Here is a 14,010-nt window from a genome sequence, read left to right on the forward strand (position 1 = left end):
TTGCCGACGGTGACCGGCAGGCTGCCGGCGCTCTGGCCTTCGGCGATGGTGATGACCTTGCCGCTGTCCAGCGTCACGGTGACCGGACCGTTTTGTGCGGTGACCGGGTCACCGTTTTTGTCGGTCAAGGTCGCGGTGTAGGTGATGGTGCCGTGCTCGTCGACGCTCGGGGTGGCGGTCAAGGTCACGGTGGTGGCGTCGTTGACGTCGTTGACCGTGGTGCTGACCGGGGTCTTGATCGGATCGATGGCTTCGAGGTTACCGCCCACTGCGTCCTTGATGGATTCGCTGACCGTGGTTGGTCCTTGGTACACGTCGTTGCCGACGGTGACCGGCAAGCTGCCGGCGCTCTGGCCTTCGGCGATGGTGATGACCTTGCCGCTGTCCAGCGTCACGGTGACCGGACCGTTTTGTGCGGTGACCGGGTCACCGTTTTTGTCGGTCAGGGTGGCGGTGTAGGTGATGGTGCCGTGTTCGTCGACGCTCGGGTTGGCGGTCAAGGTCACCGTAGTGGTGTCGATCGAGTCAGTGATGGACGTTACTGCCGGCTCTTTACTCGGCACCAGGTTTTCGAAGTTGCCGCCGGTGGTGCCGGCGATGGTGGTGCTGACAGTGTTGCCGTTGACATAAACGTCGTTGGCCGCAGTCGGCACGTTGACGCTGCCGCTGGTCTGGCCCGCGTCGATGGTGATGACCGAGCCGTTGCTCAAGGTCACGGTCACCGGCGTGCCGGCCGGGTTGGTCAGGGTCGCGGTGTAGGTGATCTGGCCGCCTTCGGTGATGGTGCCGGTGGCCGTCAGGCTCAGGCCGGTGGTGTCCACGGAGTCGGTGATGGTGGTCACGGCCGGCGCGGTGTTCGGCACCAGGTTTTCGAAGTTGCCGCCGGTGGTACCGGCGATGGTGGTGCTGACAGTGTTGCCGTTGACATAAACGTCGTTGGCCGCAGTCGGCACGTTGACGCTGCCGCTGGTCTGGCCTGCGTCGATGGTAATGACCGAGCCGTTGGACAGGGTGACGGTCACCGGCGTCTGCGCCGGGTTGGTCAGGGTGGCGGTATAGGTGATCTGCCCGCCTTCGGTGATGGTGCCGGTGGCGCTCAGGCTCAGTCCGGTGGTGTCGACGGTATCGGTGACCTGGGTCACGACCGGGGTAGTCGGTGGCGTCACGGTGATGCCACTGCCGCCGCTGGTGCCGGTGACCGTTACTTCGATCCGGGTCGCGTCGTTATAGACAGTGTCGTTCGCAGCCAATGGCACGTTGATGGTGCCGGTGGTCGCACCCGCGGGAATCACGATCACTGCGCCGTTGGACAAGGTGACAGTCAGGTCGCTCAGCGGTGCCTGTGTCAGGGTCGCGGTGTACACCAGCACGCCACCGGCCTCGGTGATGGTCGGCGTGGCACTGAGGCTGAGGACTGATTCACTCGGGGTATTGGCGTTGGTATTGGCGTTGGCATTGGTATTGGTGGTCTGGCCACCCGGGATTTCCAGGGTTGTTTGCCCGGCAGCGTTGATGCCCGCAGTCGGGAAACCAATGGTCGGATCGACGCGGCCAGCCGTAGCGTCGAGCACCACAAAGCTGTGACCGCCACCGGCGGCACCAGAGCCTGCCGCCGTCGGCCCCGCAGCGGTGGCTTCAAGGTCTTTGGTCGGGTCGGCACCGGCGACAATGGCTTGTTGCAGCTCTTCTACCGATGGCGCGGCTTGCGCAGTGGCGGCTGCCAGATCAGTGCCGGAGTCCGGAGCGTCAGCGCTCCACTGGGTGTCACGGCCCAGATCGAGGGTGCGGCCATCGGCCAGTTCCAGGGACACGGCACCGGAAAGGCCAGTGTCGATCTGGTCACCGGCGAACAGTTTGTCGCCTTCAACGAGAACACGGCGGACGCCCTCTGGGGACACCACGAAAACCTGACCGACAATGCTTTTGACGATGGCAACAACACTGCTCATTGAAGACTCTCCGGGGTGTCACGTTCAGTTGACTTCCATAGACCTGATGGCGCCTGCGCCTACCAGTCTGGACGTACATTGCAAAAAGGGTGCACAAGTTTGACGCAAAAATCCGTCAATAATTTGGCTAGAGTTTTTCGCTATTAACTTTATGCCAAACTATTGACCTTCTGCAGATCATCCTAAACAATCGCCCCAGTAATGTCACATTGATATTTCAGCCACGACCTGTCCTCGGTATGTGATCCAGTTCCGCTTCTGAACTTTCCGACATACGGTCATTTGGCTTGCCATCTTTCAACGCAGCGCGCTCTTTTGCTGTGATTCAAGACAAGAAGTCCTGGGAAATTCCTACAATGCGTTCGCCCTTGTTCATGGCTATACCTTTCGTCCTCGCCGCGTCTTTTGTTCAGGCGCAGTCCTTGCCAGACGCCATGCAACAAGCGCTGGACGTCCATCCGGAAGTCCAGGCAGGCGTCAACAGCCGATTGGCTGCGGACTATCAATTGAAGGCTGCGAAAGGTGGATACCTGCCACGGGTCGACCTGCTGGGTGGTTACGGTCGTGAAGGCACCGATAGCGTGACTACACGCACGGACAGCAGTAGCAACAACCACTGGGAAACCCTGAATCGCAGTGAGTCCAGTTTGCGACTGACCCAAATGGTTTTTGACGGTTTTGCGACGTCCAGCGAAGTGGGGCGTCAACAAGCCGCCGTCAACTCCCGTGCCTACTCGCTGCTGAGTACTTCCGAGCGTACCGGGCTGACCGTGGCCCAGGTGTATCTCGATGTGCTGACCCGTCGCGAATTCGTGCGTCTGGCCGAGGACAACCTCAAGAGTCACCAACGCATTTACGACCAGATCCAGCTGCGCACCCAGCGCGGCGTCGGCAGCGGCGCCGACCTCGATCAGGCAGAGGCGCGGATGGCCCAGGCGCGCAACAACCTGATCACCGAGCAGACCAACCTGGCTGACGCCGAAACCAACTACCTCTCCGCTGTCGGCCAGATGCCCGATCAACTGGAGCGCCCGGCGAGTTTCATGGCGCTGATGCCGGCCAACCTGAATGAAGCCCGTGCGCAGATGCTGGAAAACAGCCCGATCCTGCGCTCGGCCGAATCCGATATCGCCGCTGCCGAGAAGCAGTACGACACGGCCAAGTCGACCTTCTACCCACGCTTCGATGCTGAATTGGGTCGTACCGCAAACAACGACATTGATGGTCAGAACGGCCACGACAACGAATGGCAGGCCATGCTGCGCATGCGTTTCAACCTGTATTCCGGCGGCAGCAACAAGGCCGATCTGGAATCCAAGGCCTACCAGTCGAACCAGGCGCTGGACATCCGCAACAACGCCTTGCGCCAATTGAATGAAGAGCTGGGTCTGGCCTGGAACGCCCTGAACAATGCCAACGCGCAGGTGCCGATCGCCCAGCAATACGTCGATCACAGCACCGCCGTGCGGACCGCTTACCAGCGTCAGTTCAGCCTCGGCGAGCGCACCCTGCTCGATTTGCTCGACAGTGAGAACGAACTGTTTACCTCCTCTCGTCGTCTGGCGGAGATCAAGAACACTCAGTTATTTACTCAGTACCGTATCAAGGCGACCATGGGCGAATTGCTCAAAAGCCAGGGAGTGGTCGCACCATTGGCATCCGTTGTGCAGAACGACGTGAAGCCCAAGGTTCAATTGCCCGGTATGAATTGAGCGGGACCTTCGTTGTTCAATTGTTAGCCAAGAGTGCCGAGCGTGGAATCAGAAGTCAGTCGGGTTCAACTCATTCATGATCCGCGCGCGTTGCATGACGATCCGTTACTGGATGGTCTGCTCGCTCTGTGCATGCTGCACCAGAAGCCTGCCAGCGCGGCGATGCTGACCACCGGCCTGCCGCTGCCCGAGCAACGCCTGAGTGTCGACTTGCTGCCTCGCGCGGCCGCTCGCGCGGGGCTGCAAGGTCGGGTACTGCAGCGCAAGCTGGAGGATATTCCGGCGATTGCCATGCCGGCATTGTTGCTGCTCAAGGACGGTCGCAGTGCCGTCCTGCTTGGCTGGCAAGGCGAAGATCAGGTACGGGTGCTGCTCAGCGAAAGCGATGGCGGCGAGTCCCTGGTCAGCCGTGAGCTGCTGGCCGACGACTACACCGGCAAGGTCTTTTTCGCCCAGCCCCAGCACAAATTCGACGTCAATCACGGTACGTTGATTCCGCGTGCACGCTCGTGGTTTCGCGACACCCTCAAGCGTTCACGCTGGTTGTACGCCGACGCCATTGCCGCCAGTTTTCTGATCAACATCATCGCCATGGCTGCGCCGTTGTTCGTGATGAACGTTTACGACCGCGTCGTGCCGAACCAGGCCGAAGCCACGCTCTGGGTGCTGGCACTCGGCATCACGGGCGCCTATCTCTTCGACCTTATCCTGAAAAGCTTGCGCAGCCTGTGCCTGGATCTGGCCGGCAAGAAAACCGACCTGATCATCTCGGCCACGCTGTTCGAGCGCATCGTCGGCATGGCCATGAAATACCGGCCGGCACGGGTCGGCAGCTTTGCCCAGAACATCCATGAATTCCAGAGCCTGCGCGACTTCCTCGCCTCGTTGACCCTCACCAGCCTGATCGACCTGCCGTTCACGATTCTGATTTTCATCGTCATCGCGATCCTCGGCGGGCACCTGGTGTGGATACCGGTGCTGGCATTCCCGATTGCCCTGGCCATCGGCTATGCCTTGCAGAAACCCCTGGTAGCAACCATGGAACGGACCATGGCGCTGGGGGCCGAACGTCAGTCGAGTCTGATCGAAACCCTGGCCGGCCTGGATGCGGTGAAGGTCAACAACGCCGAAAGCGAACGCCAGTACCAGTGGGAACAGACCATTGGCACCCTCAGTCGTCTTGAGTTGCGGGTGAAAATGCTCTCCGGCCTGGCGATGAACATCACCTTGCTGATCCAGCAACTGGCCGGGGTGATCATGATCGTCTTCGGCGTATACCAGATCATCGACGGCCACCTGAGCATGGGCGGCCTGATTGCCTGCTACATGCTCAGTGGCCGAGCGCTCAGCCCGCTGGCGTCACTGTCCGGGTTGTTGACCCGCTATCAGCAGGCGCGGGTGACCATGACCTCGGTCGACCAGATGATGGAACTGCCTCAAGAGCGCAATTTCGAAGAGCGTCCGCTCAGCCGCAAAGTGCTGCAAGGCGGCATTGAGTGCCGCCAGCTCAACTTCACCTACCCGCAACAGCAGAACCCGGCGCTGAAGAACATCAACCTGTCGATTCGTCCCGGCGAGAAGGTCGGCATCATTGGCCGAAGCGGTTCGGGCAAGAGCTCCCTGGCGAAACTGCTGGTGGGGCTGTATCAGCCGGATGATGGCTCGTTATTGGTCGATGGTGTGGATATTCGCCAGATCGATGTCAGCGAGCTGCGCTACAACATCGGCTACGTGCCCCAGGACATTCAGTTGCTCGCTGGCACCTTGCGCGACAACCTGGTTTCTGGTGCGCGGTATGTCGAGGACGAACTGGTGCTGCAAGCGGCAGAGCTGGCCGGCGTCCACGAATACGCGCGCCTGCATCCACAGGGTTATGAGCTGCAAGTGGGCGAGCGCGGGCAGAACCTTTCCGGTGGTCAACGGCAGAACGTCGCCCTGGCTCGTGCATTGTTGCTCAACCCGCCGATCCTGCTGCTCGACGAGCCGACCAGCGCCATGGACAACACCGGCGAAGAACGCCTCAAGCAGCGCCTGGCGGCGGTGATCGAAAACAAGACCATGGTGCTGGTGACGCACCGGGCATCGCTGTTGTCGCTGGTCGATCGGCTGATCGTGATCGACCGCGGGCAGATACTCGCCGACGGCCCGAAAGCCGCGGTGATGGAAGCGTTGAAGAAGGGGCAGATCAGTGTTGCTTAAGTCGGGTAAGGATTCGATCCGTCGCTACTTCAAAGGCACTGCTTCGCTGCAGGGCCAGCCGCTGCCGGAGGTCAACAAGGCGCTGATCGAGGACGCACCGCGGGTGGTGCGGTTGACGATCTGGGCGATCATCGCTTTCTTTGTATTCCTGATGCTCTGGGCCAACTTTGCGGTCATCGACGAAGTGACCAAGGGCGACGGCAAGGCGATTCCATCGTCGAAGATCCAGAAAATCCAGAACCTTGAGGGTGGTATCGTTGCCGAGCTGTTCGTCAAGGAAGGCCAGATCGTCGAAGCCGGCGCACCGCTGATTCGCCTGGACGACACGCGATTTGCTTCGAACGTTGGCGAAACCGAGGCCGATCGGTTGTCGATGCTGCTGCGGGTCGAACGCCTGAGCGCCGAGGTCGAAGATCGCCCGCTGAACTTCCCCGAGGATGTACTCAAAGCCGTGCCGGGTCAGGCCAAGAGCGAAGAGTCGCTCTATATAAGCCGTCGTCAACAGTTGCACGACGAAATCGGCGGCTTGCAGGAGCAACTGATCCAGCGCCAGCAGGAACTGCGCGAATTCACGTCAAAGCAAGCGCAGTATCGCCAGCAATTGGGCTTCCAGCGTCAGGAAATCAACATGTCCGAGCCGTTGGTGGCCCAGGGTGCGGTATCACCGGTGGAAGTCCTGCGCCTCAGGCGTGCCGAAGCGGAGACCCGTGGTCAGCTCGACGCCACCACCCTGGCCATTCCGCGAGCCGAATCGGCAATCAAGGAAGTGCAGCGCAAGGTCGATGAAACCCGTGGCAAATTCCGTAGCGATGCCCTGACCCAACTCAACGAAGCGCGCACCGACCTGAACAAGGCCCAGGCCACCGGCAAGGCCCTGGAAGACCGGGTCAGCCGGACGCTGGTCACTTCGCCGGTGCGGGGTATCGTCAACAAACTGCTGGTCAATACCATCGGCGGGGTTATCCAGCCAGGCAGCGATCTGGTGGAAATCGTGCCACTGGATGACACCTTGCTGGTCGAGGCGAAGATCCGCCCGCAAGACATTGCGTTCCTGCACCCGGGGCAGGAAGCGACGGTGAAATTCACCGCCTATGACTACACCATCTACGGCGGGCTGAAGGCCAGGCTCGAGCAGATCGGCGCCGATACCATCACTGACGAAGACAAGAAAACCACCTACTACATCATCAAGCTGCGCACCGATCGCAGCCACTTGGGCACCGATGAAAAGCCGTTGCTGATCATTCCGGGGATGGTAGCTTCCGTGGACATCATCACCGGCAAGAAGACCGTCCTCAGCTACCTGCTCAAGCCGATCATCCGCGCGCGGGCCGAGGCGTTGCACGAGCGCTAGATCTTCATTGAGGCGACGGGCCTCATCGTCGGAACGCCGCCCGGAGCAAGTTCGCTCCCACATGGATTTTTGCTGGAACACAATTTTGTGCCCAACGGAGAACCCCTGTGGGAGCGAGCTTGCTCGCGATGGCGTCCGCCAAAACACCACAATCCTGTCAAAAAGTGACAAATAACGTCACACCACGATTCCCCATCTCCTTAGCAATCGCCATATCGTTATTCTCTAACGGTATTTAAATTTCAATTCTTATATCTATAAAGTCAACCTCCTGCGTACCTGCCGACCAATCGGCGCGCCGCACGACACGAACCAACACGGGACCTCCGTGAGTTTCTGATCGACGCGCGCGCCTTTGAGCGTGCCGTGCGTGGGAGTGATTTATGTCTGCAGCTTCAGCTTCGCCAAGCATCGCGCCACAGTTCTTTGAAATCCGCCCGTTCAGCGGTGCGGTGGGGGCCGAAATCATCGGCCTCGACCTGTCCCGTCCGATCAATGATCAGGACTTCGCACGCATTCACCGCGCGCACCTGGACCATCATGTGGTGGTGTTCCGCGACCAGCGCATCACCCCCGAACAGCACATCGACTTCAGTCGTCGTTTTGGCGTGTTGCAGATCCATGTGCTCAAGCAGTTCCTGCTGGCAGGGCATCCGGAAATCCTCATCGTTTCCAACATTGTCGAAAACGGCCAGAACATCGGCCTGGGCGACGCCGGCAAGTTCTGGCACTCCGATCTTTCTTATAAGGAACTGCCGAGCCTGGGTTCGATGCTGTATGCCCAGGAGCTGCCGTCAGAAGGCGGCGACACATTGTTCGCCGACATGCACAAAGCCTGGGAAAGCCTGCCGCTCGCGTTGCACAAAGCGGTGGAAGGTCGCTCAGCCGCGCACTCCTACACGGCGCGTTACAGCGAGACCAAATTCGAAGGCAACTGGCGCCCGACCCTGACCCCGGAGCAGCTCGCCCAGGTCGCCGAAGTGGTGCATCCGGTGGTGCGTACTCATCCGGAAAACGGCCGCAAGGCACTGTTCGTCAGCGAAGGGTTCACCACCCGTATCGTTGGCCTGCCGGACGACGAGAGCCAACAACTGCTGACCGAACTCTACGCCCACAGCGTGCTGCCGCAAAACATCTACCGCCATCAATGGCAGCCCCACGACCTGGTGTTCTGGGACAACCGTTCGCTGATCCACCTCGCCGCCGGATGCCCCAGCCATCTGCGTCGCAAGCTGTATCGCACCACCATCCAGGGCGACGCGCCTTTCTGATTTGTCGGAGATTTGATCATGTCCAAACGTCTTCCATTCGTACCGCTGGCCGCCGCCGTCGGCCTGGGTTTCAGCCTGATCGCCGGCAGCCTGGTGGCGCCGACCGAGGCCCACGCCGAAGGTGAAATCCGCATCGCCGAACAGTTCGGCATCGTTTACCTGCTGCTCAATGTGGTGCGCGATCAGAACCTGATCGAGAAATACGGCAAGCAGGAAGGTATCGACATCAAGGTCGACTGGACCCAGCTCTCCGGCGGTGCAGCGGTCAACGATGCGTTGCTGTCGGGCTCGATCGATATTGCCGGCGCAGGCGTCGGCCCGTTGTTGACGATCTGGGACCGCACCCACGGCAAGCAGAACGTCAAGGCAGTGGCCTCCCTGGGCAACTTTCCGTACTACCTGGTGAGCAATAACCCCAAGGTCAAAACCATCGCCGACTTCACCGAGAAGGACCGTATCGCGGTGCCGGCGGTGGGCGTGTCGGTGCAGTCGCGCTTCCTGCAATACGCGGCGGCCAAGCAGTGGGGCGACAAGGAGTTCAACCGCCTCGACAAGTACACCATCGCCGTTCCGCACCCCGACGCGACAGCGGCGCTGGTGGCCGGCGGCACCGAGCTGAGCGGGCACTTTTCCAACCCGCCGTTCCAGGATCAGGAACTGGTCAATCCCAACGTGCACGTGGTGCTGAACACCTATGACCTGCTCGGTCCGAACTCGCCGACGGTGCTGTTCGCCACCGAGAAATTCCGCAATGAGAACCCGAAAACCTACAAGGCATTCATTGAAGCACTGACCGAAGCGGCCACGTTTGCCCAGAACGACAAAGGCGCGGCGGCGGACACTTACATCCGGGTTACCAAGGCCAAAATAGACCGCGCCGCGTTGCTGAAAATCATCGACAACCCGCAGTTCGAATTCAGCGTCACGCCGAAAAACACTTATCCGTTGGCCGAGTTCCTCTACCGCGTCGGTGCGATCAAAAACAAACCTGATTCGTGGAAGGATTACTTCTTCCAGGATGCCAAGCCGCTGCAAGGGAGCTGACCGAAATGAATGCCCCTTTGCAAGGCCACACGGTCAGCAAATCGATCGCGGCAGCCCAGGCGCTGCTGTCGGTCGATAACGTCAGCCTCGAATACCGCACACCGCAACGTGTGGTGCGGGCGACCCATCAAGTCAGTTTCGAGATCGATCCGGCGGACCGTTTTGTCCTGCTCGGACCGTCCGGTTGCGGCAAGTCGACGTTGCTCAAGGCTGCGGCTGGATTCATCCAGCCCGTGGAAGGCGAGATCCGCCTGCAAGGTCAGCGCGTCGATGCGCCGGGGCCGGACCGGATCGTGGTGTTCCAGGAGTTCGACCAACTGCCGCCGTGGAAAACCGTGAAGCAGAACGTGATGTTCCCGCTGCTGGCCTCGAAAACCCTCAAGCGCAAAGAGGCCGAAGATCGGGCGTTGCACTATCTGGAGAAGGTCGGTCTGGCGGCGTTTGCCGATGCTTATCCGCATACCCTGTCGGGCGGGATGAAGGCGCGGGTTGCTATTGCCCGGGCACTGGCGATGCAGCCGAAAATCCTCCTCATGGACGAACCCTTCGCCGCCCTCGATGCCCTGACCCGACGCAAGATGCAGGAAGAGTTATTGCTGCTCTGGGAGGAGGTGCGTTTCACGCTGTTGTTCGTCACGCATTCCATCGAAGAAGCGCTGGTGGTGGGCAATCGCATTCTGTTGCTGTCGCCGCATCCGGGCCGGGTGAGGGCGGAAGTCCACAGCCACCAATACGATTTGCACAGCCTCGGCGGTGTGGCGTTCCAGGAATCAGCGCGGCGCATCCATCGGCTGTTGTTCGACGAAGGCCAGCCGACCCAAGCCGATCATGAACTGGATTTCGCCGACATCCGCATCGCTTATTGAGCCAGTTGAAAGGAGGGCCCGATGAGCCATTTATCATCCCGACGTGAAGCGTTCGAAACGGTTTTGCAGCCACTGACCAGCGTGCCGCTGGAGCGTGAATTACCCCTCGGCCAACGTCTGTGGCAACAGAGCTGGCTACGTAAAAGCCTGATCCTGATTTTGCTCGCCGTGCTTTGGGAAGCGGTTGCCCGGTATCAGAACAACGACCTGCTGCTGCCGAGCTTTGTGCAAACCGCACACGCCTTGTACGACGGCCTGCTCAGCGGTGAATTGCTGGGCAAGGTGTGGATTTCCCTGGTGGTGTTGCTCAAGGGTTACCTGATCGGCATCGCCTTGGCGTTCGCCCTGACCACACTGGCGGTGTCGACGCAATTCGGTCGCGACTTGCTCAGTACCCTGACCTCGATGTTCAACCCGTTGCCGGCCATCGCGCTGCTTCCATTGGCGCTGCTGTGGTTTGGACTGGGCCAGAACAGCCTGATTTTCGTGCTGGTGCATTCAGTACTCTGGGCGCTGGCGCTGAACACCTACGCTGGCTTCCTCGGCGTCTCGGAAACCCTGCGCATGGCCGGGCGCAACTACGGCCTCAAGGGCATGCGTTTCGTGCTGTTCATCCTGATCCCGGCAGCACTGCCGTCGATCCTCGCCGGGCTGAAAATCGGCTGGGCGTTTGCCTGGCGTACGTTGATTGCTGCTGAGCTGGTGTTCGGCGCTACCAGTGGCAAAGGTGGGCTGGGGTGGTACATCTTTCAGAACCGCAATGAGCTGTATACCGACAAGGTGTTTGCCGGGTTGGCGGTGGTGATTCTGATTGGGTTGCTGGTGGAAAATCTGGTGTTTGATTCTTTGGAGCGGGTGACGGTGAAACGGTGGGGGATGGTTCGGTGATGTTTGCTAGCATTGCATTTGAGTCAGCCCTGATCCGACACGAGTGCTCGTAATGCAATTGCCAGACATGAACCTGTTGGTCGCCCTCGACGCCTTGCTCGACGAGGGCAGTGTGATGGGCGCCGCGCGGCGGATGAACCTGAGTCCGGCGGCCATGAGCCGGACGTTGACGCGCATCCGCGAAGCCATTGGCGATCCGATTCTGGTGCGCGCCGGGCGTGGCCTGGTGCCGACCCCCAAGGCGCTGGAATTGCGCGAGCAGGTGCGCAGTGTGGTGGAGCAGGCCGGGTTGCTGTTTCGCTCGGCTGATGCGGTGGAACTGAGTTCGTTGCGGCGGCGTTTCAGTATTCGGGCCAACGACTTTTTTGTCGGCGTTTACGGCGGCAAGCTGTTCGACACCCTTGACCGACAGGCACCGCACTGTGAATTGCGTTTCGTCCCCGAAGGCGATGGCGATGATGAGGCGTTGCGTGAAGGGCGGATCGATCTGAGCATCAGTAACACCCGTCCCCTGACGCCGGAAGTGAAAGTCCAGAACCTGTTTTCCACCCACTTCGTCGGCCTGGTGCGTGAGGATCACCCGCTGTTGGACGAAGAGATCACGGCAGAGCGCTATGCCGGTTATTCCCATATCAGCATGTCCCGGCGTGGCATTGCCCGTGGGCCCATCGATACCGCGCTCAATGCCCTGGGGCTGGAGCGGCGGGTGGCGGTGATCGCGCCCAGTTTTCATGCGGCGATGTTCGCCTTGCCCGATTCCGACCTGATTCTGCCGGTGCCCAAGGAAGCATTGCTGAGCGTGCGGCGGCTGGGGTTGAAGCTGCGCTCGTTTGACCTGCCCATCCCGTTGCCGACCTTGATGCTGACCCAGGCCTGGCACCCGCGTTTCGACAAGGACCCGGCACATCGCTGGCTGCGCGAAACGCTCAAGACGTGTTGCGATGAGACGTGGCTGGCTGCACAACCTGAAAGTCACCGCTGAACTCCTGTGGGAGCGAGCTTGCTCGCGATGAGGCCGGCGGCCTCGACATCTCTATTGGCTGATCTGCCGCTATCGCGAGCAAGCTCGCTCCTACAGGGTTTTGTATTGTTGCGTCTAGCACACTTATAACCTGCCAATAAGTTGATTTTCGTCAGGCGTTACGCTTCCTAGAATGCTTCGGTCTTTCCACGCCGGAGCTTGCAATACATGACTTCTCTCACGGCCCCGGCTGCCGTCGCCGCGTCCGGTCCGACAGCTTCACCACAGGTTTTCGGCCCTCGAATCATCATCGGCCTGGTGGGCGTATTGCTGGCGGTGCTGGTGTCGGGCCTGAACGAGATGGTGACCAAAGTCGCCCTGGCCGACATCCGCGGTGCGTTGGGCATCGGCTACGACGAAGGCACCTGGCTGGTCGCCTGTTACACCGCGACTTCCGTGGCGGCCATGGCCTTCGCGCCGTGGTGTGCTGTGACGTTCTCGCTGCGGCGTTTCACCCTGTGGGCCATCGGCCTGTTCACCCTGTTGGGTGTGTTGTGCCCGTTCGCCCCGAATTACGAAAGCCTGTTGTTGCTGCGCACCTTGCAAGGCCTGGCGGGTGGCGCATTGCCGCCCATGCTGATGACCGTGGCCCTGCGGTTTCTGCCGGCCAATGTGAAGTTGTATGGCCTGGCCGGTTATGCTCTGACAGCGACGTTCGGCCCGGGCCTGGGCACGCCATTGGCCGGGTTGTGGACCGAGTATGTCGGCTGGCAATGGACCTTCTGGCAAATCATCGCGCCGTGCCTGATTGCCATGGCTGCGGTGGCGTATGGCTTACCCCGGGACCCGATGCGTCTGGAACGCTTCAAGTCCTTCAACTGGCTCGGTGTGCTGCTGGGTTTTCCCGCCATCTGCATGCTGGTGATCGGCATCTTGCAGGGCAATCGCCTGGACTGGTTCGAGTCGAACCTGATCTGCGGATTGCTCGGCGGCGGGCTGTTGCTGCTGGTGCTGTTCTTGACCGGCGAATGGTCGCAGCCGATGCCGTTTTTCAAGATGCAGATGCTCGGCATCCGTAACCTGTCTTTCGCCCTGCTGACCCTGGCGGGCGTACTGGTGGTGTTGCAGGCAGTGATCATTATCCCGTCCAGCTACCTGGCGCAGGTCCAGGGTTATCGTCCGGTGCAGGCCGCGCCGATCATGCTGCTGGCGGCGCTGCCGCAATTGATTGCGCTGCCGTTGGTGGCGGCGCTATGCAACTTTCGCTGGGTCGATTGCCGCTGGGTGTTGGGCCTTGGCCTGAGCATGCTGGCGCTGTCGTGCGTCGGCGGTTCGCAACTGACGTCCGTGTGGATTCGCGACGATTTCTATGTGCTGCAATGGCTGCAGATATTCGGACAGCCCATGGCAGTGTTGCCGCTGCTGATGCTGTCCACCGGCAGCATCAGCCCGATGCAAGGGCCATTCGCATCGGCCTGGTTCAACACCGTCAAAGGCCTTTCGGCGGTCATCGCCACCGGGGTGATCGAGGCGTTGACCACGGCACGCCTGCATTTTCACTCGACCATGCTGGTCGATCGCCTCGGCAACTCGCCGCTGGCTGAGCGCGACAGCGCAAGCCTCGCTCATCGTCTGCATGAGCAAGCGGTGGTACTCACTTCCTCTGATCTTTACCTGTGCATGGCCGGTATCGCCGTGACCTTGATCCTGTTGATTTTCTGGCTGCCGACGCGGATCTATCCGCCGCGTGCTCCGACCTGAATGCT

The 14,010-nt window shown here is 60.5% G+C and carries 10 protein-coding genes; 9 read left to right on the forward strand and 1 reads right to left on the reverse strand.

Annotation, left to right across the window (positions count from 1 at the left end):
• The coding region (locus KGA81_RS26705; RefSeq protein WP_223550064.1) for a retention module-containing protein at positions 1-1,949 on the reverse strand (1,949 nt) is incomplete at its 3' end.
• A gap of 356 nt (positions 1,950-2,305) precedes the next feature.
• On the opposite strand from KGA81_RS26705, the gene KGA81_RS26710 reads away from it, so the two are divergent.
• The 9 genes from KGA81_RS26710 to KGA81_RS26750 all read left to right on the forward strand — a co-directional run bounded on the left by KGA81_RS26710 (position 2,306) and on the right by KGA81_RS26750 (position 14,005).
• Positions 2,306-3,661 carry a TolC family outer membrane protein gene (locus KGA81_RS26710; protein ID WP_223550066.1) on the forward strand — a complete coding sequence of 452 codons (1,356 nt, stop codon included), beginning with the start codon at positions 2,306-2,308 and terminating at the stop codon, positions 3,659-3,661.
• 42 nt (positions 3,662-3,703) lie between these two features.
• Complete coding sequence (locus KGA81_RS26715; RefSeq protein ID WP_223550069.1) at positions 3,704-5,860, forward strand: type I secretion system permease/ATPase; 2,157 nt, start codon at positions 3,704-3,706, stop codon at positions 5,858-5,860.
• Positions 5,850-7,214 (forward strand): HlyD family type I secretion periplasmic adaptor subunit, encoded by a 1,365-nt coding sequence (locus KGA81_RS26720; RefSeq protein WP_223550071.1) that lies wholly within the window; start codon positions 5,850-5,852, stop codon positions 7,212-7,214. Before KGA81_RS26715 ends, KGA81_RS26720 begins: the two co-directional genes overlap by 11 nt.
• A gap of 383 nt (positions 7,215-7,597) precedes the next feature.
• The gene (locus tag KGA81_RS26725) at positions 7,598-8,485 is read left to right on the forward strand and encodes a TauD/TfdA dioxygenase family protein (RefSeq protein ID WP_223550074.1); all 888 of its coding nucleotides are present in this window, start codon (positions 7,598-7,600) and stop codon (positions 8,483-8,485) included.
• Positions 8,486-8,503: 18 nt separating this feature from the next.
• Entirely contained in the window at positions 8,504-9,529 is a 1,026-nt protein-coding gene (locus tag KGA81_RS26730; RefSeq protein WP_223550076.1) for an ABC transporter substrate-binding protein, read from the forward strand.
• Between the two features lie 5 nt (positions 9,530-9,534).
• Entirely contained in the window at positions 9,535-10,395 is an 861-nt protein-coding gene (locus KGA81_RS26735; protein ID WP_223550078.1) for an ABC transporter ATP-binding protein, read from the forward strand.
• Positions 10,396-10,416: 21 nt separating this feature from the next.
• Positions 10,417-11,283: an ABC transporter permease gene (locus KGA81_RS26740; RefSeq protein WP_223550080.1), complete on the forward strand. Its 867-nt coding sequence runs from the start codon at positions 10,417-10,419 to the stop codon at positions 11,281-11,283.
• Positions 11,284-11,335: 52 nt separating this feature from the next.
• Entirely contained in the window at positions 11,336-12,265 is a 930-nt protein-coding gene (locus KGA81_RS26745) for a LysR family transcriptional regulator (RefSeq protein WP_223550083.1), read from the forward strand.
• A gap of 207 nt (positions 12,266-12,472) precedes the next feature.
• Positions 12,473-14,005 carry an MFS transporter gene (locus KGA81_RS26750; protein ID WP_223550085.1) on the forward strand — a complete coding sequence of 511 codons (1,533 nt, stop codon included), beginning with the start codon at positions 12,473-12,475 and terminating at the stop codon, positions 14,003-14,005.
• Positions 14,006-14,010: the final 5 nt, after the last annotated feature.

It is taken from the genome of Pseudomonas sp. A-B-19, assembly GCF_019947515.1.
Lineage (GTDB): Bacteria > Pseudomonadota > Gammaproteobacteria > Pseudomonadales > Pseudomonadaceae > Aquipseudomonas.